Source organism: Micromonospora matsumotoense (assembly GCF_050951065.1).
GTDB classification, from domain to species: domain Bacteria; phylum Actinomycetota; class Actinomycetes; order Mycobacteriales; family Micromonosporaceae; genus Micromonospora; species Micromonospora matsumotoensis.
The window spans coordinates 3,705,972-3,731,248 of sequence record NZ_CP192025.1; the positions used below are offsets into that span (position 1 = coordinate 3,705,972).

Annotated in this window: 23 protein-coding genes; 14 read left to right on the forward strand and 9 right to left on the reverse strand. The window is 74.3% G+C overall.

Translation table 11 applies throughout. The features are described from left to right. Positions 1 to 131 precede the first annotated feature (131 nt). Together ACQP1S_RS16290 and ACQP1S_RS16295 are read left to right on the forward strand one after the other, a co-directional pair. Positions 132 to 1,556, forward strand: a complete 1,425-nt coding sequence (locus ACQP1S_RS16290; RefSeq protein WP_432907652.1) for an MFS transporter — start codon at positions 132 to 134, stop codon at positions 1,554 to 1,556. 101 nt (positions 1,557 to 1,657) lie between these two features. After that, positions 1,658 to 3,274 carry an alkaline phosphatase D family protein gene (locus ACQP1S_RS16295; protein ID WP_432907655.1) on the forward strand — a complete coding sequence of 539 codons (1,617 nt, stop codon included), beginning with the start codon at positions 1,658 to 1,660 and terminating at the stop codon, positions 3,272 to 3,274. Between the two features lie 64 nt (positions 3,275 to 3,338). Here the strand turns inward: ACQP1S_RS16295 and ACQP1S_RS16300 are convergent, their stop codons facing one another. From ACQP1S_RS16300 to ACQP1S_RS16315, 4 genes are all read right to left on the reverse strand, one after another. Next, a complete protein-coding gene (locus ACQP1S_RS16300) occupies positions 3,339 to 4,031 on the reverse strand; it encodes a hypothetical protein (RefSeq protein WP_432907658.1) in 693 nt (230 codons plus the stop codon). 344 nt (positions 4,032 to 4,375) lie between these two features. After that, positions 4,376 to 5,005 (reverse strand): MBL fold metallo-hydrolase, encoded by a 630-nt coding sequence (locus ACQP1S_RS16305; RefSeq protein WP_432907660.1) that lies wholly within the window; start codon positions 5,003 to 5,005, stop codon positions 4,376 to 4,378. After that, entirely contained in the window at positions 5,002 to 6,090 is a 1,089-nt protein-coding gene (locus ACQP1S_RS16310; RefSeq protein ID WP_432895946.1) for an S-(hydroxymethyl)mycothiol dehydrogenase, read from the reverse strand. The genes ACQP1S_RS16305 and ACQP1S_RS16310 overlap by 4 nt, the downstream gene beginning before the upstream one ends. Positions 6,091 to 6,157: 67 nt before the next feature. Then, positions 6,158 to 7,720, reverse strand: a complete 1,563-nt coding sequence (locus tag ACQP1S_RS16315; protein WP_432895948.1) for an MFS transporter — start codon at positions 7,718 to 7,720, stop codon at positions 6,158 to 6,160. A 71-nt stretch (positions 7,721 to 7,791) separates the two neighbouring features. Here ACQP1S_RS16315 and ACQP1S_RS16320 point away from each other — a divergent pair, with 71 nt between their 5' ends. Next, positions 7,792 to 9,240 carry a cryptochrome/photolyase family protein gene (locus tag ACQP1S_RS16320; protein ID WP_432895951.1) on the forward strand — a complete coding sequence of 483 codons (1,449 nt, stop codon included), beginning with the start codon at positions 7,792 to 7,794 and terminating at the stop codon, positions 9,238 to 9,240. Between the two features lie 30 nt (positions 9,241 to 9,270). Here the strand turns inward: ACQP1S_RS16320 and ACQP1S_RS16325 are convergent, their stop codons facing one another. After that, on the reverse strand, positions 9,271 to 10,179 hold the full coding sequence (locus ACQP1S_RS16325; protein ID WP_432895954.1) for an SDR family NAD(P)-dependent oxidoreductase: 909 nt from the start codon (positions 10,177 to 10,179) through the stop codon (positions 9,271 to 9,273). A gap of 58 nt (positions 10,180 to 10,237) precedes the next feature. After that, positions 10,238 to 11,713 carry a flavin-containing monooxygenase gene (locus ACQP1S_RS16330; RefSeq protein WP_432895957.1) on the reverse strand — a complete coding sequence of 492 codons (1,476 nt, stop codon included), beginning with the start codon at positions 11,711 to 11,713 and terminating at the stop codon, positions 10,238 to 10,240. A 152-nt stretch (positions 11,714 to 11,865) separates the two neighbouring features. Here ACQP1S_RS16330 and ACQP1S_RS16335 point away from each other — a divergent pair, with 152 nt between their 5' ends. Together ACQP1S_RS16335 and ACQP1S_RS16340 are read left to right on the forward strand one after the other, a co-directional pair. After that, a complete protein-coding gene (locus tag ACQP1S_RS16335; protein ID WP_432895960.1) occupies positions 11,866 to 12,729 on the forward strand; it encodes a pentapeptide repeat-containing protein in 864 nt (287 codons plus the stop codon). 91 nt (positions 12,730 to 12,820) lie between these two features. Next, entirely contained in the window at positions 12,821 to 13,072 is a 252-nt protein-coding gene (locus ACQP1S_RS16340) for a hypothetical protein (protein ID WP_091240525.1), read from the forward strand. 164 nt (positions 13,073 to 13,236) lie between these two features. On the opposite strand, the gene rnhA is transcribed toward ACQP1S_RS16340, so the two are convergent. Then, on the reverse strand, positions 13,237 to 13,713 hold the full coding sequence (rnhA, locus tag ACQP1S_RS16345) for a ribonuclease HI (protein WP_357893631.1): 477 nt from the start codon (positions 13,711 to 13,713) through the stop codon (positions 13,237 to 13,239). Positions 13,714 to 13,911: 198 nt separating this feature from the next. On the opposite strand from rnhA, the gene ACQP1S_RS16350 reads away from it, so the two are divergent. Then, positions 13,912 to 15,018, forward strand: a complete 1,107-nt coding sequence (locus ACQP1S_RS16350) for a serine hydrolase domain-containing protein (protein ID WP_432895964.1) — start codon at positions 13,912 to 13,914, stop codon at positions 15,016 to 15,018. 17 nt (positions 15,019 to 15,035) lie between these two features. Here the strand turns inward: ACQP1S_RS16350 and ACQP1S_RS16355 are convergent, their stop codons facing one another. After that, complete coding sequence (locus tag ACQP1S_RS16355) at positions 15,036 to 16,223, reverse strand: lycopene cyclase family protein (RefSeq protein WP_432895967.1); 1,188 nt, start codon at positions 16,221 to 16,223, stop codon at positions 15,036 to 15,038. A 143-nt stretch (positions 16,224 to 16,366) separates the two neighbouring features. Here ACQP1S_RS16355 and ACQP1S_RS16360 point away from each other — a divergent pair, with 143 nt between their 5' ends. Both ACQP1S_RS16360 and ACQP1S_RS16365 read left to right on the forward strand, forming a co-directional pair. Beyond that, the gene (locus tag ACQP1S_RS16360) at positions 16,367 to 17,464 is read left to right on the forward strand and encodes a serpin family protein (RefSeq protein WP_432895970.1); all 1,098 of its coding nucleotides are present in this window, start codon (positions 16,367 to 16,369) and stop codon (positions 17,462 to 17,464) included. Positions 17,465 to 17,548: 84 nt separating this feature from the next. Continuing rightward, positions 17,549 to 18,619, forward strand: coding sequence for a Gfo/Idh/MocA family oxidoreductase (locus ACQP1S_RS16365; protein WP_432895972.1), 1,071 nt, complete (start codon positions 17,549 to 17,551; stop codon positions 18,617 to 18,619). On the opposite strand, the gene ACQP1S_RS16370 is transcribed toward ACQP1S_RS16365, so the two are convergent. Continuing rightward, positions 18,602 to 19,864 (reverse strand): MFS transporter, encoded by a 1,263-nt coding sequence (locus tag ACQP1S_RS16370; protein WP_432895975.1) that lies wholly within the window; start codon positions 19,862 to 19,864, stop codon positions 18,602 to 18,604. The genes ACQP1S_RS16365 and ACQP1S_RS16370 overlap by 18 nt on opposite strands. 111 nt (positions 19,865 to 19,975) lie before the next feature. Here ACQP1S_RS16370 and ACQP1S_RS16375 point away from each other — a divergent pair, with 111 nt between their 5' ends. The 6 genes from ACQP1S_RS16375 (at position 19,976) to ACQP1S_RS16400 (ending at position 25,265) form a co-directional block, all read left to right on the forward strand. Beyond that, entirely contained in the window at positions 19,976 to 20,833 is an 858-nt protein-coding gene (locus tag ACQP1S_RS16375) for a class I SAM-dependent methyltransferase (RefSeq protein ID WP_432895978.1), read from the forward strand. Positions 20,834 to 21,161: 328 nt separating this feature from the next. After that, entirely contained in the window at positions 21,162 to 21,650 is a 489-nt protein-coding gene (locus tag ACQP1S_RS16380; RefSeq protein ID WP_091240544.1) for a hypothetical protein, read from the forward strand. Positions 21,651 to 21,784: 134 nt separating this feature from the next. Further along, positions 21,785 to 22,417: a class F sortase gene (locus ACQP1S_RS16385; protein ID WP_091240548.1), complete on the forward strand. Its 633-nt coding sequence runs from the start codon at positions 21,785 to 21,787 to the stop codon at positions 22,415 to 22,417. Between the two features lie 77 nt (positions 22,418 to 22,494). Then, positions 22,495 to 23,604: a magnesium and cobalt transport protein CorA gene (locus ACQP1S_RS16390; protein ID WP_432895982.1), complete on the forward strand. Its 1,110-nt coding sequence runs from the start codon at positions 22,495 to 22,497 to the stop codon at positions 23,602 to 23,604. Between the two features lie 537 nt (positions 23,605 to 24,141). Beyond that, positions 24,142 to 24,795 carry a C39 family peptidase gene (locus ACQP1S_RS16395; protein ID WP_432895985.1) on the forward strand — a complete coding sequence of 218 codons (654 nt, stop codon included), beginning with the start codon at positions 24,142 to 24,144 and terminating at the stop codon, positions 24,793 to 24,795. A gap of 74 nt (positions 24,796 to 24,869) precedes the next feature. Continuing rightward, positions 24,870 to 25,265: a YchJ family protein gene (locus ACQP1S_RS16400; RefSeq protein ID WP_432895987.1), complete on the forward strand. Its 396-nt coding sequence runs from the start codon at positions 24,870 to 24,872 to the stop codon at positions 25,263 to 25,265. Positions 25,266 to 25,277 lie beyond the last annotated feature (12 nt).

The following is a 25,277-nucleotide window of genomic DNA, read 5'->3' on the forward strand; positions in this document are numbered from 1 at the left end:
CGCCGGGCCGCCGGCTCCCGGGCCGGTTCGCGCCGGCGGCACCCGGGTAGCGCTGTGGCATGCCCGATCACCGGTCCGTACGGGATCATCGGTCCGTGCCCGATCGCCGTCACACGCCTGATCGTCCGTCCGTGGTGACGTCGACGACGGACGACCGACGACGCTGGCAGGCCCTCGGGGTCGGCCTGGTCGCGGCGTTCATGACGCTGCTGGACGTCAGCATCGTCAACGTCGCCATCCCGTCGATGGACCGGTCGCTGCAGGCCAGCCCGAGCGACCTGCAGTGGGTGCTGTCCGGGTATGCGCTGACCTTCGGGCTGGTCCTGGTGCCGGCCGGCCGGTTCGGCGACGCCCGGGGCCGGCGCAACGCCTTCGTGCTCGGGGTCGCCCTGTTCACCGTCACCAGCGCGCTGGCCGGGCTGGCCCAGTCCCCCACCTGGCTGGTCGCCGCCCGGCTCCTGCAGGGCGCCGCCGCCGGGGTGGTCAACCCCCAGGTGACCGGCCTGATCCAGCAGCTGTTCCGGGGCGCAGAGCGGAGTCGCGCGTTCGGCCTGCTCGGCGCGGTCATCGGCATCTCCACCGCCGTCGGCCCGCTGCTGGGCGGCCTGCTCATCCAACTCGGCGGCGAGGACCACGGCTGGCGGTGGGTGTTCTTCGTGAACGTGCCGGTGGGGGTGGTCGCCGTACTGCTCGGCTGGCGGCTGCTGCCGACCCGGGCCGCCGGCCGACTCGACCGGCACCGGCTCGACCCGGTCGGGGTGCTGCTGCTCGGGGTCGGCGTGACGCTCCTGCTGCTGCCGCTGGTGCAGCGGGAACAGTGGCCCAGCCCGTGGAAGTGGGCGCTGATCCCGGCCGGGCTGGTCGTCCTGGTCGCCTTCGGCCTCTGGGAGCGCCGCTTCGGCCGCACCCGGACACCGCTGTTCGACCTGGCACTGTTCCGGTTGCGGTCGTACACCATCGGCGCGGTGATCGCGCTCATCTACTTCGGCGGCTTCACCGCGATCTTCTTCATCTTCACCCTCTACCTCCAGAACGGCCTCGGCTACCGCGCCCTGACCGCCGGCCTCGCGATCACGCCGTTCGCCCTCGGCTCGGCGCTCGCGGCCGCCCTCGGTGGCCGGCTGGTCAACCGGTACGGCCGCCCGCTGGTCGCGATCGGGCTGGTCCTGGTGCTGGTCGGCCTCGGTGGGGTGGTGTTCGTGCTGCGCGGCGACCCGCACGGCGCGATCCCGCTGCTCACCGCGCTGCCACTGCTGCTCGCCGGGCTCGGCAGCGGCCTGGTGATCACCCCGAACCAGACGTTGACCCTGTCCGAGGTGCCGGTGCCGCAGGCGGGCAGCGCGGCCGGGATGTTGCAGACCGGGCAGCGGATCGGCTCGGCCGCCGGCATCGCCGCCGTCGGTGCGCTGTTCTTCTCGTCGCTGGCCGGCACCGGCGACCAGTGGTCCACCGCGTTCCGGCACTCCCTGCTGCTGGCCATGGGCATCGTCACACTGGCGCTGGTCGCCGCGGCGGTCGACATCGCCCTGAACCACCGTGCCGCGCACCGCCACTGAGGCTGCTGTCCACCGGCGTCGCCAACCGCAGGGGAACCGTCGGCGAACACTCACCGCACGGGGCTGCGGACGCACCGCGACAACCGGTAGACACATAGACCATGACGAACACCCTCGACCGTCGTACCCTGCTGCGCCTCGCCGGTGCGTCCGCCGGCACCGCCGTCCTCGCCCTCGCCGCGAGCGGCCCCGCCCACGCGGCGGCCGGCGCGTTCCGGCACGGGGTCGCCTCCGGCGATCCCCTGCCGGACGGCATCCTGCTCTGGACCCGGGTCACCCCCGTCCCGGAGGCGCTCCCCGGCTCCGGGCTCGGCCCGGACGTCGACGTCCGTTGGCAGGTCGCCACCGACCCCGACTTCGCCACGGTGGCCGCGCAGGGCGTGGCGCCGACCGGCCCGGCCCAAGACCACACCGTCAAGGTGGCGGTGACCGGGCTGGCCCCGGCCACGACGTACTGGTACCGGTTCGGCCACGGCGACGGCTGGTCACCGACCGGGCGGACGATGACCGCCCCGGCGGTGGACGCCGCGATCGACCGGCTACGGCTGGGCGTGGTGACGTGTGCGAACTGGGAGGCCGGGCACTTCGCCGCCTACCGGCGGCTGGCCGACCGGGGCGACCTCAACCTGGTCGTGCACCTCGGCGACTACCTCTACGAGTACGGCACCGGCGAGTTCGACGCCGGCGGCACGGTGGTCCGCCCGGTCGTGCCCGAGCACGAGACGCTGACCCTGGCCGACTACCGGGTGCGGCACGCGCTCTACAAGACCGACCCGAACCTGCAGGCGCTGCACGCCGCGCTGCCCTGGGTGATCACCTGGGACGACCACGAGGTCGCCAACGACGCGTGGTCCGGCGGGGCGGAGAACCACACCCCGGGCACCGAGGGCGCCTGGTCGGACCGGGTGGCCGCCGCCCGGCAGGCGTACCAGGAGTGGATGCCGGTGCGGTTCGGCGCCGACGGGACGATCTACCGGCGGTTGCGCTACGGCCGGCTCGCTGAGCTGTCCATGCTGGATCTGCGGTCCTACCGGTCGCAGCAGGCCACCGGCACGGCGGTGGACGACCCGACCCGCACCATCGCCGGTGCGGCCCAGCTCCGCTGGCTCGCCGACGGGCTGGCCGGCTCGACGGCACAGTGGAAACTGGTCGGCAACCCGGTGATGATGGCCCGGGTCGACCTCGGTTCGCTGCCGGCGTGGCTGCTCGGCCCGCTGGGCAAGCTGCTGGGCATCCCGCAGAACGGCGCGGTGCTCAACCCCGACCAGTGGGACGGCTACAACGCCGACCGCGACCGGCTGGTCGACCACCTGCGGGCGACCGGGACCCGGGACGTGGTCTTCCTCACCGGCGACATCCACACCTCCTGGGCCAACGAGGTGACCACCCGGTCGACCGGGTTGACCAACCCGGCCGCCGCCGAGTTCGTGGTGCCCTCGGTGACCAGCGACAACCTCGACGACGTCCTCGGGCTGCCGGCGGGCAACGGGTTGAGTCTGCTGGGTGCGACCCTGCTGCGGTCGACGAACCCGCACGTGAAGTGGACGGAGCTGGACGGGCACGGCTACGGCGTGCTGGAGGTGACCCCGCAGCGCTGCCGGATGGACTGGTACCACCTGCTCGACCGGACCCAGCCCGACAGCCCGAGCCGCTGGGCCGCCGGGTTCTCGGTGGGCACCGGTTCGGCGAAGCTGCGCCGGGAGGACGCCCCGGCGTGACGCACGGAGGCCGACCGACCGGTCCCCGGGGCGGGAACCGGCCGGTCGGGCCTGCAACAGGTGCTCACCAGTGCTGCTGGACGAGGTCCGCCGCCTGCTGCTCCCACTGCGCGTACGCGTACGGGTAGGCCGAGACCTGCACGGTCTGCGCGGCGGTGGTCAGCGGCAGGTCCTCCCAGCCGGGCACGTTCCTGAGCGCGCCGAAGAACGCCCGGGAGGCGTACCCCGGGTCGGTGATCTGCTCCGGCGTGCCCCAACCCGACGACGGACGCTGTTGGAACAGCCCCTGCGAGTCGTGGTCGTTGTCCGCGCCGAGGTGCCCCAGGTTGTACAGCTTCGACTCCTGGAGGGAGGTGGCCACGCCGATCACCGCGCCGCGCTCCCCCACCCCGGTCCGCTTGGCCTCCGCGATGATCGCCTCGGCGTTGGCGACCTGCGCGTCGTCCAGCGGGACGCGGGACTGGGCACCCTCCAACCCGTGCGGGATGAGGTCCTCGGTGCGCGGCTTGCCGGCGGGGACGTCGGCAGTCCGGCTGCCCGTGGTCAGGCCGGACTCCGCGGTGCGGCTCTCCCGGCTCTTGCCGGTGGCCAGGTCGATCGCGGCGCGGGCATCCTCGTGGGGCCCGGTGGTGACGGGGGCGGCCACGGCCGCCGGGCCGAGCGCCAGGCCGCCGAGGGCGGCGACGCCGGCGATGCTCAGTGCGGTTCTGCGGTCCTTCGCGATGGCCGGGAGCCATCGGGTGAAGTCCAGCTTCACGATGGTTGCCCTTTCGATCGTGGCGACGCGCTCCGGGGTGAGCGGGCCTCGGGGGAACTTCCCCGCCGGCCGCAGGTGTGCCGACCGGCGTACGGGGGACACAACCAGCCGGGAGTGTCGGTCATTCCGGAAATGCCGGGCGGAGGGTCGACTGCGGTCCGGGCCACTCGACAGACCAGACACCCGACCCCTGACGGGACGTCCCGCCGCCGCGCACGCAAAATCGCCGAAATAGCGGCATCCCGGCGATCGGATACCGCTATTTCGGCGAAAGCGCGACGCAGCGCGTGGGGGGCGTCCAGCGGTGGGCCGGGCGACGGTGCAGGCCGGCCGGCCGGTGCGGGTCAGTGGCCGCGGGTCAACCACTCCTGAAGGTGGGGGGCCTCCGCGCCGATGGTGGTGTCGTCGCCGTGCCCGGTGTGCACCACGGTGTCCGCCGGCAGGGTGAGCAGGCGGGTCCGGATCGACTCCACGATCGTGGCGAAGTCGCTGTACGACCGGCCGGTCGCCCCCGGACCACCGGCGAAGAGGGTGTCACCGGTGAACACCGCGCCGAGCGACGGGGCGTGGAAACTGCACGCGCCGGGGCTGTGGCCGGGGGTGTGCAGGACCCTCAGGACGGTGTCGCCGACGGTGATCTCCTGCCCGTCGGACAGCTCCCCGTCCGGGGCCAGGCCGGGGTGCACCAGATCCCACAGCACCCGGTCGTCGGGGTGCAGCAGGATCGGCGCGCCGGTGACCTTCGCCAGTTCCGGGGCGACCCGGACGTGGTCGTCGTGGGCGTGGGTGGCGAGGATCGCCACCACCCGACGGTCGCCGACGGCCCGGCGGATCGCGGCGACGTCGTGCGGGGCGTCGAACACCACGCACTCCGTGTCGTCACCGACGACCCAGACGTTGTTGTCGACGTCGAAGGTCTGCCCGTCGAGGGAGAACGTGCCGGAGGTGACGGCGTGGTCGACCCGGGCGGTCACGGGAACACCACCACCGAACGCAGCACGTCACCGTCGTGCATCCGGCGGAACGCCTCCTCCACCTGGTCCAGGGCGATCTCCTCGGTGACGAAGGCGTCCAGGTCGAGCCGGCCCTGCAGATAGAGCTGGGTGAGCAGCGGGAAGTCCCGGCTGGGCAGGCAGTCGCCGTACCAACTGGACTTGAGCGCGCCGCCCCGACCGAAGACGTCCAGCAGCGGCAGGTCCACGGTCATCTCCGGGGTGGGCACCCCGACCAGCACGACGGTGCCGGCGAGGTCCCGGGCGTAGAACGCCTGCTTCCAGGTCTCCGGCCGGCCCACCGCGTCGATCACCACGTCCGCGCCGAAGCCGCCGGTGGCGGCCCGGATCGCCTCGACGGCGTCCTCGGCGGAGGCGTCGACGGTGTGGGTGGCGCCGAACCGGCGCGCCCAGTCGAGCTTGCGGCCGTCGGTGTCCACCGCGATGATCGTGGTCGCGCCGGCCAGGACGGCACCGGCGACCGCCGCGTCGCCGACCCCGCCGCAGCCGATGACGGCCACCGAGTCACCCCGGGTCACCTGCCCGGTGTTCATCGCCGCGCCGAGCCCCGCCATCACGCCGCAGCCGAGCAGCCCGACGGCGGCGGGCCGGGCCGCCGGGTCGACCTTGGTGCACTGGCCGGCGTGGACCAGCGTCTTCTCCGCGAAGGAGCCGATGCCCAGTGCCGGGGTCAGTTCGGTGCCGTCGGTGAGGGTCATCTTCCGGGCGGCGTTGTGGGTGTTGAAGCAATACCACGGCCGGCCACGGCGGCAGGCCCGGCACTCGCCGCACACCGCCCGCCAGTTGAGCACCACGAAGTCGCCGGGGGCGACGTCGGTGACCCCGGCGCCCACCTGCTCCACCACCCCGGCCGCCTCGTGGCCGAGCAGGAACGGGTAGTCGTCGTTGATGCCGCCCTCGCGATAGTGCAGGTCGGTGTGGCAGACCCCGCAGGACTGCACCCGCACCACCGCCTCGCCGGGCCCCGGGTCGGGCACCACGATGGTGGTGACCTCGACCGGAGCGCCCTTGCTCCGTGAAATGACGCCCCGGACTTCCTGGCTCACGCTGTGTCCTCCCTGCTTGCCGGCACGACGGCCGGGTGGGTCCCGCTCACCGCCGAACCTACCGCGATCATGCCGCCCGCCCCATCGGTCCGCCGGACTCACCGCCCGCCGGCCGGTCACCCCCACCGTCGGGCCGGTCCCCCGGGGGTACGCGCGCCGCGTCGTCCGGCTCCACCGTCCGGCCCGCCGCGGCGCCGGTGTGCCGGCGGCGGGCGGCGTTGCGGTACCGCAGCACCTGGACCGCGCCCAGCGCCCAGAGCAGGTACTGCACGGCGAACGCCCAGCGGAACGCGTCCAGCGGCGGGGCGCCCGCGCCCGCCGGGGTGGTCAGGTCGAGCACCACCCCGATCGCCAGCACCAGCACGATCGAGGCGACGAACCCACCCACGTTGACGATGCCGGTGGCGCTACCGATGCGGTGCACCGGGTTGAACGTCCGGGCGTAGTCGAAGCCGATCACCGCGCCGGGGCCGTTGAGGGCCAACACCAGCACCAGGATCACCAACAGCCAGAACGGTGCCCGGCCGGGCCAGGCCAGCACCACCGCCCACACCCCGGCGCTGGCCCCGGTGACCGCGAAGATCAGCACCGACCGGTGGAACGGGTGCCGGGCGCACAGGTAGGCGACCAGCGGCCCGGCGACCAGCGCCCCGACGGTCATCAGGGTGAGCAGGGACGCCGCGACGGTCGGCGGCAGCCCCTGCCCCTGCACCAGGAACGGGTAGCCCCACAGCAGCGCGAATACCGCGCCGGAGAACTGGGCGACGAAGTGCGACCACAGCCCCAGCCGGGTGCCCGGCTGGGCCCAGGCGGCGGCCAGCTCCCGTCGTACGGTGGACAGGGCGGGGGTGGCGACGACGCCCGGCCCGACGTCCGGGCCGTCCCGGACGACCACCAGCACCAGCACCACCGCCGTCGCCCCGAGCCCGGCGGCGACCAGGAACGCCGGGGTCCAGCCGGCGAGGTGCAGCAGCGCCACCAGCGGCACCGCGGCGAGGATCGCGCCGACCTGGCCGAAGGTGCCGGTGAGCTGCACCAGCAGTGGGTTGCGCCGGCCCGGGAACCAGAACGCGACGATCCGCAGCACGCTGATGAAGGTCATCGCGTCACCGAGGCCCACCAGCACCCGGGCGGCGACGGCGAGCCGGACGTCGGTGGCCACGGCGAAGCAGAGCTGACCGGCGACCATCAGCGCACCACCGGCCAGCAGCAGCCGACGCGAGCCGTACCGGTCCAGGAGCACCCCGACCGGGATCTGCATGGCGGCGTACACGGCGAGCTGGGCCACCGAGAACACCGCCAGGGCGGAGGCGTTGATGTCGAACCGGAGCGTGGCGTCCACCCCGGTCACCCCGAGGGAGCTGCGGTGGAACACCGCCGCCAGGTAGGCGGTGACGGCCACCGCCCAGACCGCAGTGGCCCGGCGGCCGGCGGGAGCGGCGGCGACGCTCACCACCGCGTCGACCCGGTGCCCACCACGCCGTACCCGACCGGCCGCCGGTCGGCCCGCGCCGCGGGCACCCGTGCCGGCGTACGGCGTGTCGTCATACCGCCATGGTGCGTCGCCCGGGTCCCGGTTGCCGGCGGCGGGTGGACCGCCGGTGGTCCGCGCCACTATCGACCGGCGCACCACCGGAGGGGGTCACCCCACCGATCGACCCCGCCACGCGGGGTGATCGGATGACTGGGCACAATCGACGCATGTCTCCCCGCCGGTGGTTGCTCGCCGATCAACTCGGGCCGCACTTCCTGGACGACGACCACCAACCGGTGCTGCTGGTCGAGGTCAGCGAGCTGTTCCGGCGTCGGCGGCTGCACCGGCAGAAGGCGCACCTCGTCCTCAGCGCCCTGCGACACCGCGCCGCCGAACTGGGCGACCGGGCGCTGCTGCTGCGTGCCGGGACGTTCCGGGAGGCCCTGGCGTCGATCGACGGTCCGGTCGAGGTCTGCCACCCGAGCACCCGGGCCACCCGCGACTTCGTCAGGTCCGTCCCGGGGCTGACCGTGTTGCCGCCCCGCGGCTTCATCACCGACCGGGCCGACTTCGCCGACTGGGCGGACCGGCCCCGACGGGGGCCGCTGCGGATGGTCGACTTCTACCGGTACGCCAAGCGCCGGCACGGGGTGCTCACCGGCCCGGGACCGACCGGCCGCGCAGGTGCCGCCCCCACCGGGCGCACCCTGGACGTACCGGCCCCACCGCCGATCGTCGAGGACGACATCGACGCCGAGGTCCGGGCCGACCTGGACCGGTGGGAACGCGACGGCGTGCGGTTCGTCGGCCGGGACGCCCCCCGCACGCATCCGGCCAGCCACGCCGAGGCCGAGGAGCGGCTGGACCACTTCCTGCGGCACCGGCTGCCCGAGTTCGGCCGCTACGGCGACGTGATCAGCGCCGAGGACCCGGTGCTGGCCCACGGGATGCTCTCCGCCTCGTTCAACCTCGGGTTGCTCGACCCGGCGGTGGCCGTGTCCCGGGCGGAGGCGGCCTGGCGGGCCGGCGACGCCCCACAGGACTCGGTGGAGGCGTTCATCCGGGGCATCCTCGGCTGGCGCGAGTTCCTCTGGCAGCTCTACTGGTATGTCGAGCCGCCCTACCGGGGCACCGGTTGGCTGGCCGCGACCGAACCACTGCCGCAGTGGTTCCTGGACCTCGACGCCGACGCGGTGGAGGCCCGCTGCCTCGCCGACGTGCTCGCCGGGGTGCGCGACCGGGCCTGGGCGCACCACGCCCAACGGCTGCTGGTGCTCGGCAACCACGCGTTGCAGCGCGGCTGGCGTCCGACGGAACTGGTCGACTGGTTCCAGCGCAGCTTCGTCGACGGCGTCGAGTGGGTGATGAACACCACCGTGATCGGGATGAGCCAGTACGCCGACCTGGCCCGGGTGGACACCCGCCCGTACGCCGTGGACGGGCGGTACATCGACGAGATCAGCGACTACTGCACCGGCTGCCGCTACCAGCCGGACCGGGAACTCGGCGATCTCGCCTGCCCGTACACCGGGGGGTTCGCGGCGTTTCTGCACCGCAACCGGGCGAAGCTGGTCGCCGACCCCCGGCTGGCCGCGGAGTTGGCCGCCCGGGACGACCCGCAGCACCGGGAGGCGGTGCTGGCACAGGAGGAGAAGCGGGGCAGCAACCCGCCCTGACCGACGGTGCCGTGCCGGGGCCGGGGTCCCTCACGCGACCTCGCCGGCGGGCAGGTCGGTCGGGACCGGGGCCGCCGACCGGGGAGACAGGGCGGACCGTCCGCTCGGACCACCGACGAGGCGGACACCGGCGGCGAGCAACCGGCCGTACGAGCCGGGCACGACCCGACCCAGCAGGTCGGGCAGCTTCGCCGACCAGCCGATCAGCACCCGGCCGCGACGGCGTTCGACCCCGCGCAGGATCACCTCGGCGGCCCGTTCGGGCGCGATGGACAACAGCTTCTCGAACTGCCGCAGCGTGGTCTCGAACTCCTCGCGGGCCACCCCGCTGCCGACCCGGGTGTTGCGGGCGATCCGGGTGGCGATACCGCCGGGATGCACCGACGTCACCCCGATCCCGTCCTCGACCAACTCGTGCCGCAACGCCTCGGTGAAGCCCCGCAAAGCGAACTTGCTGGCCGAGTAGGCGGTCTGCCCGGCCGGGGCGATCAGACCGAACAGGCTGCAGACGTTGACCACGTGCGCGCCGGGCTCGGCCTTCAACGCCGGCAGCAGGGCATGGGTGAGCTGCACCGGCGCCCGGAAGTTGATGTCCACGACCCAGTGGAACTCGTCCATGGTGACCTGGTCGAACCGGCCACCGAGGGCCACCCCGGCGTTGTTGACCAGCAACCGGATCCGGGGATGCCGGGCCTGGATCTCCTCGGCCACCCGGGCGGTGGTGCACAGGTCGGCCAGGTCGACCAGGTGGGTGTCGACTCGGCGGCCGGGGTGGACGGCACGGATCGCGGCGGCGACCGCGTCGAGCCGGTCGGCGTCCCGGTCGAGCAGGACCAGATCGCTGCCGCGCCGGGCCAGCCCGTGGGCGAGCGCCTCGCCGATTCCGCTGGCGGCACCGGTGACCACGGCGGTCCCGGCCGGGAAAACGAAGCTACGCACGTGGCCTCCTTGCTGCGGTACAGGGGACGCATTGCAGTGTGGTGGACGACGGGCCGGCTCAGCCGACCGGGGTGTCGGCGGTCGCCCGGGAAAACCGCACCCCCTCGTCGTCGAGCCGGCCGTGTTTCATCAGCAGGACGTCGCGGACGTAGTTCTGGTGGAGCCGCCACGGTGCCCGGGAACCCTGCTTGGGTAGCCCGTCCACGCTGCGCAGCACATACCCGGAACGCAGGTCGATGATCGGCGACAACGCACCGTCGGTGGGCGCGACGGGGGTGACGACCTGCTGACCGGTGGCGTCCAGATGACGCAGCAACCGGCACACGTAGCCGGCGACCAGGTCGGCCTTCAACGTCCAGGAGGCGTTGGTGTAGCCGATGGTCAGCGCGAAGTTCGGCACCCCGGACAACATCATGCCCTTGTACGCCACCGTCGCGCCGAGGTCGACGTCGGCACCGTCCACGGTGAGCGTCATCCCCCCGAGGGCGAGCAGTTGCAGGCCGGTGGCGGTCACCACGATGTCGGCGGGCAGTTCGACGCCGGAGCCGAGCCGGATGCCACCGGGGGTGAACGTGTCGACGGTGTCGGTGACCACCGAGGCGCGGCCGGCCGCCAGGGCGGCGAACAGATCCCCGTCGGGCGCCACACAGAGCCGCTGGTCCCAGGGGTCGTAGCGGGGCGAGAAGTGCCGGTCCACGTCGTAGCCGGCCGGCAGCCGTCCCTTGGCCGCCCGCAGCAGGAACGACCGCACCACCTTCGGCGCGCGCCGGCTGAGCTGGTAGTTGACGGTGCCGAGCAGCACGTTCTTGCCACGCACCACCGGGTACGCCAGCCGGGCCGGCAGCCGGCGGCGCAGCAGGTCGGCCAGCCGGTCCCGGGCCGGCAACGCGAGCACGTACGTGGGGGAACGCTGAAGCATGGTGACGTGCCCGGCCCGCCGCGCCAACGCCGGCACCAGGGTCACCGCCGTGGCGCCGCTGCCGATCACCACCACCCGACGGCCGGCGTGGTCGAGGTCCCCGGGCCAGTGCTGCGGGTGCACCAACCGGCCCGCATACCGCCCGACACCGGGGAAGTCCGGCGTGTAGCCGGCGTCATACCGGTAGTAACCGGTGCAGGTGAAGAGGAAGTTGCAGGTCAGGACCACCTCTTCGGCGGTGTCGTCCCGTCGGGCGTGGACCGTCCACCGGGCGGTGGTGCTGTCCCACCCGGCGCGCAGCACCCGGTGGTGGAACCGGATGTGCTCGTCGACGCCGTACCGCCGGGCGGTCTCGCGCACGTAACGGCGGATGGCGTCGCCGTCGGCGATGGCCTTCGGGTCGGTCCACGGCTGGAACGAGTAGCCGAGGGTGAACATGTCCGAGTCGGAACGGATGCCCGGGTAGCGGAACAGGTCCCAGGTGCCGCCGATCGCGTCGCGCGCCTCGAACACCGCGTACGTCTTGTCGGGGCACTCGCGCCGCAGGTGACAGGCGGCACCGACACCGGACAACCCCGCACCGACGATGAGCACGTCGACATGGTCGGTGGCCATCGCATCTCCCGGATTCCGAGGCGGTGACCGGACGATATCCCACCCCGTCGTCGGCGGGGTGCCGCGCGGCGGACAATGGTCGGGGCCGGGCCGGGCGGATTTCCGGCGTCCCCCCGGCCGGCACGACCGTCGAGGCAGGGAGAACGGGCAGCATGTCGGAAACCACCGGGCTGCGGGCCGACTGCGCCCGTTGCGTCGGGCTGTGCTGCGTCGCCCCGGCCTTCGCCGCCTCCGCCGATTTCGCCCGGGACAAGCCCGCCGGCCGGCCCTGCCCCCAGCTGCGCGCCGACTCCCGGTGCGGCATCCACGACGAGCTGCGGGAACGCGGCTATCCCGGCTGCGTCGTGTTCGACTGTTTCGGTGCCGGCCAACGGGTCAGCCAGGTCACCTACCCGGGGCGGGACTGGCGCGACGACCCGGCCACCGCCGCCGGCATGTTCGCCGCGTTCGCCGTCGCGCGGCCCCTGCACGAACTGCTCTGGTATCTCACCGAAGCGCTGACGCTCACCCCCGACGGCCCGCTGCGCGACCAGCTGCGCGCCGCCCGGGACGCCACCGACGCCCTGACCGCCGGCACCCCCGAGGAGCTGACCCTGGTCGACGTGGACGCCCACCGGAGCCGGGTGAACCCGTTGCTCTCGGCCGCCAGCGAGGCCGCCCGCGCCGGCACCGGCGGGGCCGACCGGCGGGGCGCGATGCTGCTCGGGGCGAACCTGCGCGGCACGAACCTGGTCGGGGCGAACCTGCGCGGCGCGTGCCTGGTCGGCGCGGACCTGCGCGGCGCGGACCTGCGCCGGGCCGATGTCACCGGCGTGGACCTGCGCGGGGCGGACCTGCGCGGGGCGAACCTGTCCAGCACCCTGTTCCTGCACCAGTCCCAGCTCGAAGCGGCCCGGGGCGACCGGCACACCGCCCTGCCCGCCCGGCTGCGCCACCCCGGGCACTGGACCGGACTGACCCTCACCCCGACCCGCCGCCCCGGCGCCGCCGGCCGTGGGCGCCTTCCCCGCCGCTGACGCCCCGGCAGGTGGTGACCCCGGGTGCGCCACAGCCCGCGCCCAGGCACGGCGGGGTTTGCCGGGCGGCGTGGCGGGCAGGTAGGACGGCATGACGGAGGAACGACGCACCGACCGGGCCGACACCGACGAGCCGGACGGCGTACCGGCGTACGAGGCGTCGCTGCGCCCGCCGGGCGAGTCGCTGGGCGGCGGCGGGGACACCGGCGACGACTTCGCCGACCTGCCGGCCGAGGAGCACCTGTCGGCCCGGGAGACCAGCCGCGCCGGCTACGACGTGGACGCGGTCTCCGGCGCGGGCGACCCCGCCGAGGAGGAAGCCGCCCACCCGCCCACCGAGTAGTCCGGGCCCATCCCCGCCGCCCCGCCGAGGGCGTCCCCGGGCACCCGTGCCGGTAGGGCGACGGCAGGGTTCCCGGCCGGCGCCGGTGGGCGACGACGAGCGGGTACCCGGGCCTGCCGGCGGCGGCGACGCTGCCCCGACCGGGCGGTGACGCCGGGCCGCGCTCAGCGGGGAGTACCCACCGCCGAGCGTGCCTCGGTCATGCCCCGGTTGGCCAGTGCGTCGGCGCGCTCGTTCTCCGGGTGGCCGTTGTGCCCCTTCACCCAATGCCAGCTCACCTCGTGCCGGGTGCAGGCCGCCTCCAGCCGCTGCCACAGGTCGGCGTTCTTCACCGGCTGCTTCGCGGCGGTCCGCCAGCCGTTGCGCTTCCACGACGCCAACCAACTGGTGATGCCGTTACGGACGTACGTGCTGTCGGTGTGCAGCCGCACGACGGCCGGCCGGGTCAGCGTCTCCAACGCCTCGATCGCGGCGGTCAGCTCCATCCGGTTGTTGGTGGTCGGGGTGGCCTCGCCACCGCACAGCTCCCGCTCGTGCCCGCCGTAGCGCAGCAACACACCCCAGCCGCCCGGCCCGGGGTTGCCGCTGCACGCGCCGTCGGTCCAGATCTCCACGACCCTGCCGGCCGCCTCGTCCACCATGCGCCGAACCTACCGGTACCGATGCACACCGGACACACGGCACCCGCCACCACGCCGATGCTCACGGCCCGGCACCGGCCGGCGCCAGGCCGGGCCAGCGAGCCGGCAGCGACCGGCCGGCACCGGTGCCCCGGCACCACGGGCCCGCGCCGAAAACCGGCGGCGGAGCCGGCACCGGTTCTGGCAGAGTCGGCGACCATGACCGACGGCACGGACGGCCTACGGGCCCGGGTACGCAGGACCATCGGCGACCTGGTCGACTCGGGCCGGGAGGCGGGCGTGCAGGTGGCGGCCTACCGGCACGGCCGACTGATCGTCGACGAGACCGCCGGCGCCGCCGACACCACCACCGGACGGCCGTTGACCGCCGGCACCCCGATCTTCAGCGTCTCCACCGGCAAGGGCCTGACCAGCACCGTGGTGCACGTCCTCGCCGAAGCGGGCCGGCTCGACTACGACCTGCGCATCGCCGATGTCTGGCCGGAGTTCGGCCGACACGGCAAGCACACCGTCACGCTACGACACGTGCTCACCCACACCGCCGGGGTGCCGGACCTGCCCGCCGACACCACCCCGGCCGACTTCACCGACTGGGACGCGATGTGCGCCCTGATCGCCGACGCGGTGCCCCGCTGGGCGCCCGGCGAACGGATCGCCTACCACGCGTGGACGTACGGCTGGCTGGTCGGCGAGGTGGTCCGCCGGGTCACCGGCCGCCGGATCTCCACCGTGCTGGCCGAGGACGTGGCCGCCCCGCTGGGCGTACCCGGGGAACTGTTCTTCGGCGTGCCCGAGGCGGACCTGCCCCGGCTGGCGACGCTGGAGGACCACGGCCTCGCCGACCTGATGGCGTTCGCCTCCGCACACCTGCCGCACTTCGACGCCGTCGCCCCACCGGCCGTACGCCCCGACGCCGCCATCGGCAGCCGACCCGACGTGCTGCGCGCCGACGTGCCCGCCGTGGGCACCCTCACCGCCCGCGCCGCCGCCCGGCTGTACGCCGCGCTCATCGGCGACGTCGACGGGGTACGCCTGATCTCCGCCGACCGGCTGCGCCAGGTCAGCGCGGTGGCCGTCCGGGGCGTCGAGTGGGTGTTCGGGCAGGAGACGGCGTTCGGCCTCGGCTACGCCGTCGACGACGACGGGTCGTTCGGCACCGCCGGCAGCGGCGGCAGCCTCGCCTACGCGTACCCGGAGCTGGGTCTGACGGTGGCGGCGACCCGCAACCGGCTCGGCGCGAACGACGGCGACCCGATGGAGGGCCTGCGGACGCTGATCCGCGACATGGTCCGCGCCACCGGCTGACCGGCGCGGCCCCCTGCTCAGCGCCGGGTCAACCGGGCCCGGAGCCGACCGGCGGCGTCACCGGCCACCGCCGAGGTCATCGGCAGCAGCGGACTCGACCGCATCAGCGCCAGATCCTCCGCCGGGCTCGTCGCCCCGTCGAGGAAACGCAGCACCCGCGACGCCGGGTTCCGGTCGAACAGCCGGTCGAAGAACTCCGGACCACCGACCGCGCCGGAATTCCACGCCCGCAACGCCACCGCGTCCATCCACCGGTGCCGCCCCGGGTACGCCGGCCGGGGCACCGGCGGCCGACCCGCCGCCACCGCAGCCGCGACCTGCCCGGCCTGCCGGTGCATCGCCGAGAAGGTGAACCCGGTCGACGGGCGGGTCGCCCCACCGGCGGTGCCCAGCCGCACCACCCGGGGCGACGGGCGGCGGTCGAACGGCGCGTCCGTCATCGGGATCACCCCGTCCTCGACCTCCCGCACCGTCAACGCCGCCAGGTCCAGACCCAACAGCCCGGCGTAACCCCGCAGCCCCGCGTCGTACCCCGCGTCGGAGAGCAGCGCCGGGGAGAACTCGGTGTACTCGACCAACGCGTACCGGTCACTGACCGGCAGCACGTAGCCGAACGACACACCCCGGGCCGGCTGCGGGGTGCGGAAGTCCATCAGCACCGCCCGCCCCGGGTCGAACACCGGCGTCGACGACCCCAACCACCAGCCCCGGAAGTGCTGCAACCACGCCGTCCGGCCGGGCCGGCGCGGTGGACGGGGACGCGAGTCGAGCACCCAGCCGGCCCGCAGCACCGCCCGCCCGTCGGTGTCGCGCACCGTCACCGTCGCGCCGTCGTCGTCGAGCGCCCCCACCGCCACGTCGTACCGGGTCGCACCGAGCCGCAGCTCCGCCTCGGCGGCCCGCGCGTACAGCGGCGCGGAACGCAGCATCGCGTACCGCAACGGGGTCAGGTCCAGCACCCGGGCGACGGCCGGGGTGGTCACCTCCACCCGCGACCAGCTGGCGCTGAGCATCGGCTCCAGATCACCACCGGGGGTGCCCCAGAACGCCCAGGTGCGGTCCTGACCGCGCTTGCGCACCGGGTCCACCACGGCGATCCGCAGCCCCGGCGGCCCGTGCCGGGCCAGCGCGGCGAGCACCAACGAACCGGCCCCGCCGCCACCGACGACGGCCAGGTCGACCTCGGCCGGTACCCGCGCACCCACCCGGCCACGCTGTCACACCACCGCCGACCGGCGGCACGGACCCCACCCACCGCGCCACCCGCCTCCCCCAGCCCGTGCCGCCGGCCGGCCCCCGGACGTGCACCGCGCCGCCGGGCCGGGTGCTGCGGGTAGCGTGCCGCCCCATGAGCCCGTCCGCCAACGACCTCACCGCCCGCTGGGCGTCCCGACTGGACGACCGGCAGACCGTCCTGTCCGGCGCCGGGGTGTACCCCCTGCTCGCCCTGCTCGCCCGGTTCGCGACCGGCCCGGCCCGCGACGAGCTGCACGCCGTCGCCCCCACCCCGGGCACCCCCGTCGACTCCCCCACCACCCGACTGGCAACCGGCTTCTGGTCCCGCGCCGGCCTGCCCCTGGGCCGGCGGTGGCGCACCGAGCTGGACAGCGCGACCCGGGGTGAGCTGACCGGCGATCCGACAGTCGACCAGCCACGGCTCGACCGGTGGGCGCGGAAGCACACCGACGGCCTGGTCGACCGGATGCCGGTCCAGGTCGGGCCGGGCACCGCCCTGGTGCTGGCGAACGCGCTGACCGTGCTGGTCGACTGGGCCACCCCGTTCCGGCCCGCCCCCTGCCAGCCGACGACCGGGCCATGGCAGGGCCGCCCACTGGCCGGACTGCACCGGCCCGGCGGCGACCCGGCCGCGCTCCGGGTGGCCGACACCCCCGCCGGCCCGATCAGCCTGCTCACCGTCACCGGGGACGCCGACGTCGACGTGCTGCTCGCCCTCGGCCCGGCCGGGCAGCCGGCCGCCCGGGTGCTCCCGGCCGCACTCGGCGCGCTCGACCACCCCGCGATCCTGCCCACACCGGCCGGACCGGGCGTCACCGAGGACACCGTCGAGGGGTACGACGACCGGCCGGAGCTGCTGGTGCGTACCGTCGGATTCACCGTCACCGGCGACCACGACCTGCTCGACCACGCCGACCTGTTCGGCCTGGTCACCGCCGGACGCGACGGCGACCACTTCCCCGACATCAGCCCGCAGTTGTCGGTGTCCGACGCCCGGCAGAGCGCACGGGCCGAGTTCACCGCCACCGGATTCCGCGCCGCCGCCGTCACCGCCATCGGCGTGCGGGCCGGCTCCGCACCACCCCGCGCCACCGTCCGTCGACGACGCATCCGCCTCGACGTCGACCGCCCGTTCGGTTTCCTCGCCGTGCACCGCCCCACCGGCCTGGTGCTGATCGCCGGCTGGGTGACCGACCCGACGGGGGCCTGAACCGGGCCGGCCACCGGCGCTCCCCCGGGCGACGCGTAGGTTCGGTGCGACCGGACGACCAGCGCCGACGATCGGGGAACCAGCATGACGGACAGCACGCGGCAGCCACTGCGGGTCGGGCTGCTCGGCTACGGCGTCGCCGGCCGGGTGTTCCACGCCCCACTGATCGCCGCCACCCCCGGCTTGCGGCTGACCCGCGTCGTCACCGCCGACCCGCAGCGCCGGGAGCAACTGGCCGCCGAGCACCCCGACGCCCGGGTCGTCGACGACGTCGCGGCGCTGTGGGCCACCCCGGACGCCCTCGACCTGGTCGTGGTGGCCACCCCGAACGCCTCCCACGTGTCCCACGCCCGCGCGGCAGTCGCCGCCGGGCTGCCGGTGGTGGTGGACAAGCCGCTCGCCGCCACCGCCGACGACGCCCGTGCGCTGGTCGACGAGGCGCACCACCGGGGCGTCCCCCTGACGGTGTTCCAGAACCGCCGGTGGGACGGCGACTTCCGCACCGTACGACGGCTGGTCGAGGACGGCACGCTGGGTCGGGTGGCCCGCTTCGAGTCCCGCTTCGCACGCTGGCGACCGCAGATCAGGGCCGGCTGGCGGGAGGGCGGCAGCCCGGCCGACGCCGGTGGCGTCCTCTACGACCTCGGTGCCCACCTCGTCGACCAGGCCGTACAGCTGTTCGGGCCGGTCGGCACCGTCTATGCCGAGGTGGACCGACGGCGACCGGGAGCCCAGGTCGACGACGACGCGTTCGTGGCGCTCACCCACGTCGGCGGGGTCCGCTCCCACCTCTGGATGAGCGCGGTGACCGCCCAGCTCGGCCCCCGACTGCGGGTCCTCGGTGACCGGGCCGGATACACCTGCCACGGGCTCGACGGGCAGGAGGACGCGCTGCGCCTCGGCGGCCGACCCGACACCCCGGGCTGGGGCGAGGTCACCCCCGACCGGTACGGCCTGCTCGGCGCGGGGGACGACCTCCGGCCGGTGCCCACCGAACCGGGCCGCTACCAGGACTTCTACGCCCAGGTCGAGGCGGCGCTGCGCGGCGGGGGGCCGCTGCCGGTGGACCCCCGCGACGCGGTACGCACGGTGGAGCTGATCGCGCTGGCGCACCGCTCGGCCGCCGAACGGACGGTGCTACCCGTCCCCGCCTGACGCGACGGGCTGCCGGGGTGCCGTGCCCGCGTAGGCGGCGGCGACGGCGGACCGGTCGAACACCCGCCAGGTCGCCGCGGACACGGCAACGGCCACCACGAACCCCGCCCAGTAGGGCGCGGTCAACCCGAACGTGCCGGCCACCACCCCGCCGAGCAGCGCGCCCACACAGTTGCCGCCGGCCGCGATGAACAGCGTCGTCGCACCGACCCGACCACGCAGCTCGGACGGGGTCAGCCGCTGCCGCAGCGAGTGGAACACGATCCCCCACAGGGCGCCGTGCACGCCGAACGCGAACAGCGCGAACCCGACCAGCCAGGCGCTGGTCGAGGCGGCCAGCGCCAGGTGCAGCCCCGCCTCGACCAGCAGCCCGACCCGCACCGTCCAGGTCGGGGTGACCCGGGCGATGAGCCGGTCACCGACCACCGCGCCGAGCAGCCCACCGACCGACATGCTGGTGAACAGCAGGCCGTAGCCGACCGAGTCCAGGCCGAGCCGCTGCGTCGCGAGCAGCACCAGCACCGCCATCGCGGCCGTCAAAGTGAGGTTGAGCAGGCCGATCAGCACGGCCATCGCGCGCAGCAACCGCTGGCCGAGCAGGAACCGGAAGCCCGCCCCGATCTCCGCGCGCACCGACCGGGCCGCCGACGGGAGCGCTTCCCCACCGCCCCGGTACGACCCGGCGATCAGCGCGACGAGCACCGCGCTGAGCGCGTACGTGCCGGCGTTGACCAGGAACGGGAGGCTCTCGGCGAGCACGAACAGGAAACCGCCGAGCGGGCCCGCCACCATCCCCTGGGCCAGCGTGGTGCCGCCGCCGAGCCAGCCGTTGGCCCGTTCCAGCCGGGACGTCGGCACCAGCGTGGGGAGCATCGCCTGACTGGCCGACCGGAACACGATCTCGCCGGTGTTCACCACGAACAGCACCGCGTACAGCAGCGGTATGCCGGCCCGCCCGGTCAGCATCGCCACGCCCAGCGACACCAGGGCGGCCACCCGGACCCAGTCGATGACCACCATCAACCGCCGCCGGTCCAGCCGGTCGGCCAGCACCCCGCCGGGCAGGGCGAAGAGCAGCCAGGGCAGCCAGGCGGCCCCGGCGGCAGCGGCGACCACCAGCGGGTCGTCGCTGCGGGCGGCCGCGTACAGCGGGGCCGCCACCGTGGCCATGCCACTGCCCAGCGCCGACAGCGTGCTCGCCGCCCAGAGCCGGCCGAACCGGGCGTCCAGGCCCTCCCCCGTCACGGTCCGGCAACCTACCAGGCAGCTCGGACACCCGCCGTCGTCCACCAGGGCGGGGCGGCCGGCCGCCGAATTGCCGTTGAGCGGGCCACCGGCATCTGCCACTGTCAGCCGGTGACTGACAACGACGATCCGGGCCCCGGTCGGCCCGGCACCGACTACCGCACCCTCAACCGGGCCAGCTGGGACGACCGGGCCGCCGCCCACGCCGCCTCGCCGGACTACGCCGTGGAGCGTTTCGCCGCCGACCCCGCCCACCTCAGCGAGGTGGTCCGGTTCGACCTGCCCCGCCTCGGTGACGTGGCCGGGTTGCGCGGCGTGCACCTGCAGTGCCATATCGGCACCGACACCGTGTCGCTGCACCGGCTCGGCGCGCGGATGACCGGGCTGGACTTCTCCGGCGCCTCGCTGACCCAGGCCCGGTCGCTGGCCGACCGCACCGGCGCGGCCGTCGACTTCGTCCAGGCCGATGTCTACGATGCGCCCGACGTCCTCGGCGGCGGTTTCGACCTGGTCTACACCGGCATCGGCGCGCTGTGCTGGCTGCCGGACATCCGCCGCTGGGCCGGCGTGGTCGCCGCCCTGCTGCGTCCCGGCGGGCGACTGTTCCTGCGCGAGGGGCACCCGATGCTGTGGGCCCTCGACGAGACCCGCCCGGACGGTCTGCTGGTGGTCGACCAGCCGTACTTCGAGCGCACCGAGCCGGTGGTCTGGACCGAGGGTGGCACCTACGTGAGCACCGAGGCGACCTTCACGCACAACACCACGCACGAGTGGAACCACGGGCTCGGCGAGGTGGTCACCGCCCTGCTCGACGCCGGACTGGAGCTGACCATGCTGCACGAGCACGACAGCGCCCCATGGGACGCGCTGCCGGGGCGGCAGGTCCGCGACGCGCACGGTGAGTGGCGACTGACCGAACGCCCGTGGCGGCTCCCCCAGACCTACACCCTCCAGGCCCGCCGCCGCTGACCTCCCGCCGGGGTCGCTGCCGTCTCCTGCTCCTGCGGGAGGCGGCAGCTTTTCCGTGGTGGGAGTGGTTTGTGGCGTGCGCGGCGGGTCACCTCCGCTATCGCATCCTAGGAGGCTGGGCTGTAGTCGGGGCGGGGTGTCCGCACTGTCCCGGCATTTCCGCCGCTCTGTGGCGCGGGGGAAAACACGTGACGGCAACGAAGATTTCTCATTTGCCCCGGTACGGGGGGTCAACCCTCCTAGTGTTGGCCACACCGGTGAGTTACGGAGTTGGCCGCCCGAACGACGTCCCACGCAGACAGCGGACGAAAAGTGAGGGAAGACGCATATGAAGGCACAGAAGGTTCTCGTATCGACGGCGCTCGGCGTGGGACTCGGCACGCTCCTGCTCCCCACGGCAGCGCTCGCGGACACCACGGTGTCACCGGCCAGCACCCCGGTCGGCGGAACGGTCGTGCTCACCGCGACGACCTGCAACCCGAAGTCGGGTGACGTGCTCTTCCACGTCACCGGCCCGGACCGGGACCAGAACGTCCGCTCCACCACCGCCGCCGCAGGCGGTGGGCTGAGCGCCGAACTCTTCACCGCCGGCTTCACCCTGGGCAGCTACACCGTCGCCGCCACCTGCGGTGACGGCAGTGCCGCCGGCAGCGCCACCTTCGCCGTCACACCGATCGGCGCGGCGCCCGCCGGTGGTGGCGGCGGCACCGGCAACACCGGCCTGCTGGCCGCCGGTGGCGCACTCGCCGGGGCCGCCGCGCTCGGCACCACCGTGCTGCTGCGCCGCCGACGCCGGGCGGCGACCACCGTCGCCTGACGGGTGGCGGCGACCCCGGCCGGACCGACACCGGGTCGCCTGACGACGAGCCACACCAACCCTGGGACGGGTGCCCGCACCGGCGCGAACCGGTACGGGCACCCGACCACATCGGACGTCGGGGAGGACGGGCGATGCGCGTACCCGAGTGGGCGGTCCGGACCCGTACCGCCGTCACGGCGGTCACGGTCAGCGGCACCGCCGGGATCGCCCTGATCGCCGCCGGGCTGACCATCGGACCGGTCGGGCCACCCCAGCCGAGCATCGACGTCAGCGGCGGCAACAGCAGCCGCTCCCCGATCCCGGCCCTGCCCCGCTCGACGCCGGTCCGCATCGACATCGCGGCCATCGGCGTACACGCGGAACTGGTGCCGGTGGCCGGCGACCCGAACGGCACCCTGGAGGTGCCCCCACTGGACGCTCCCGCCGTCGCCGGCTGGTACCGGCCCGGGGCCAGCCCCGGCGAGGCGGGCAACGCCGTCGTCGTCGGACACGTCGACACCCGGGACGGGCCGGCGGTCTTCTTCGACCTCGGGCGGCTGCGCCCCGGCGACACCGTCCGGGTCACCCGCGCCGACGGGCGGGCGGTGACCTTCGCGGTCGACGGGGTCGGCACGTACCCGAAGCGGAGCTTCCCCACCGCGCTGGTCTATGGACCGGGCGGACCCGGGCCGGCGTTGCGCCTGGTCACCTGCGGGGGACGGTTCGACGAACGGTCCCGCGACTACTCCGACAACATCGTCGTGCGGGCCACCGCCGTCGGCTGACCGCCGCCCGACCGCACCACTGTCGCGCCGGCCTACTACGGTGGGCCGGCGGACGGGCGGCGAGGCGGAGGTACGCGGTGGAGCGGCGAGCGCTGACGACCCTGCTCGGGCCCCGGCTCCACACCCTGGTCGGCCGGCTGCGCCGACAGGCCGGGGAGACCGCCACCGGCACCACCCGACGGGTCAACCCGGATGCCGTCGTCGACTGCGCGGTCTATGTCAACGGCCGCCGGGAGACCGGCCGGCTGCACTACGCCGACGCGTACGCCCGGGCCCGGCGCAGCCGCAACGCGTTCGTCTGGTTGGGTCTGCACGACCCGGGCGCGGCGGTGCTCGCCGCCGTCGGGCAGGTCTTCGGCCTCGACGAGCTGACCGTCGCACAGGCCCTCGCGGACGGGCACCGGCCCACCGTGCAGCGGCACGGCCCGGTCACCCTGCTGGTGCTGCGCACCGCCGCCTACGTCGCCGAGGGCGAGCTGACCGCGACCTCCGAGGTGGTGGACACCGGTGACGTGATGGTGCTGCTCGGCGACCGGTTCGCGGTCACCGTCCGGCACGGCGCCTCGGGCGCCCTCGCGCCGGTCCGCCGCGAGCTCCAGGGCCGCCCGTCACTGCTCGCCGAGGGCCCGTGGGCGGTGGCGTACGCGGTGACCGCCCGGATGGTCGACCTCTACCTGGAGGTCGCCGCCCACCTCGAGCAGGACCTGGAACGGGTCGAGGAGAGCGTCTTCGCCCCGGACCGCAACGCCGACATCCAGCAGATCTACCAGCTCAAACGGGAGTTGGTGGAGTTCAAGCGGGCCGTGCTGCCGCTCCAGGAGCCGTTGCGTGCGCTGGTCACCGGCCCGGACGGCGGCCCGCCACCGGGGCTGCGCCGCTGGTACGTCGACGTGGAGGGCCGGTTGACCCGGGCCGTCGACCGGATCACCTCGTACGACGAGCTGCTCAACTCGATCCTCCAGTCCCGGCTGACCCAGCTCGCGGTGGACCAGAACAACGACATGCGCAAGATCGCGGCGTGGGCGGCGATCGCCGCCACCCAGACCGCGGTGGCCGGCGTCTACGGGATGAACTTCGCCCGGATGCCCGAACTGTCCTGGCGGTACGGCTACCCGGCCGCGCTGGCGCTGATGGCGACGGTGGCGTTCACCCTGCACCGGATGTTCCGCCGCTCCGGCTGGCTCTGACCCCGCCGGCCCGGCTCTGACCCTGCGGCCGGGGCGACTCCGCCCCATCGCGCCGAATGTCTGTTTCGACCCCGCACGGGGTCGGTCGGGGCGGGGCGGCGGTGTCGTCCCGTGGGCGGACGGCGGCGCGGTCCACCGGCCACTCGTCCAGGCGGGCCTCCAGCCGGCCCCGGTTGGGGCGGTGATCCTGGGGACGGGTGCCCGCCGCCGGTGTCCGATTCCGCCGCCGGGCGGTGGCGTGGTGACCACCGGCGCGTCCGGTTCCGGGCCCGGTGTCCCGTGGTCGGGGCCACCCCCACGACGGAATCGACGCCGGGGCCCCCGCGTTATACCTGGCATACCACCGCCACTCCCCCGGGAGACGGCCCCGGAACACCGACCACGGAATGCGGTCGCCACCGGGCTGGTTACACCCCCTCGGACACCCGAGCAGGTCCCCCCGACCGCCGGGCCGATCCCCACACAGACTTCCCCCCTCCCGGCGACGCCCACCCCTATGGGCGTCCGCCACACCCCCGACCAGAGGAGCACGCCACCATGCGTACCGATCTGATCCGCAAGACCGCCCTCACCGCCGCCGGCCTCGCCTTCACCACCGGCGCCATCGCCGGCCCTCTCACCGCCGCCCACACCGCCCACGCCGCCACCCCCACCGCGTCGGTGCAGACCGACCGCAAGCCCCACGGCGAGCGTGAACTGAAGGTCGACTACGCCGCCCAGCCCAACTTCTACTACTGCGGCCCCGCCGCCACCCGCAACGCCCTGAGCGTCCAGGGCAAGGCGATCGACGTCGACGCCATGGCCAAGGTCATGGGCACCACCGAGGACGGCACCAACAGCATCAACGACATCACCCCCGTCCTGAACAAGGAAACCGGCCGCAAGGCCTACGAAAGCACCGAGATCCGCAGCACCAAGGCCGACGACAAGCAGACCGACGAGTTGCGTGCCGACATCGTCCGCACCATCGACGACGGCCGCGCCGTAGTCGCCAACATCGCCGGCACCGCCGTCGACACCGACGGCAACACCCACGCCTTCGACGGCGGCCACTACATCAGCGTCGTCGGCTACCGCGACAACGGAAAGACCGTCACCATCGCCGACTCCGCCAACCCCGACACCGCCGCCTACCGGATCAGCGTCGACAACCTCGCCGACTGGATCGCCACCCGCGGCTACACCTCCTGACCCACACACGAACCGGGCCGACCCCCACCACGGGGGTCGGCCCGGTTCGTGGGGCATGCGGCAGGATGGACGTCGTGGCCAAACACGCATCCCGGCGGTCCTGCCCCTGTGGCACCGGCCTGCCGTACGACGACTGCTGCGGGCCCCTGCACCGGGGCGACGGTGCGGCCCCGACGGCGGAGGCGTTGATGCGGTCCAGGTTCAGCGCCTTCGCCGTCGGCGACCCCGGCTACCTGTTGCGCAGTTGGCACTCCCGTACCCGGCCGAGCCGGCTGCGACTCGACCCCGCCCAGCGGTGGACCCGGTTGGAGATCGTCGACCGCACCCGCGGCGGCCTGCTCGACAGCACCGGCACGGTGGCGATCCGCGCCCACTACCGGGACGCCGGACAGCCGGGCATCGTGGACGAGCACAGCCGGTTCGTCCGGGAGGACGGCAGCTGGGTCTACCTCGACGCGCTACCGCGCTGATCCCAGCAGCCC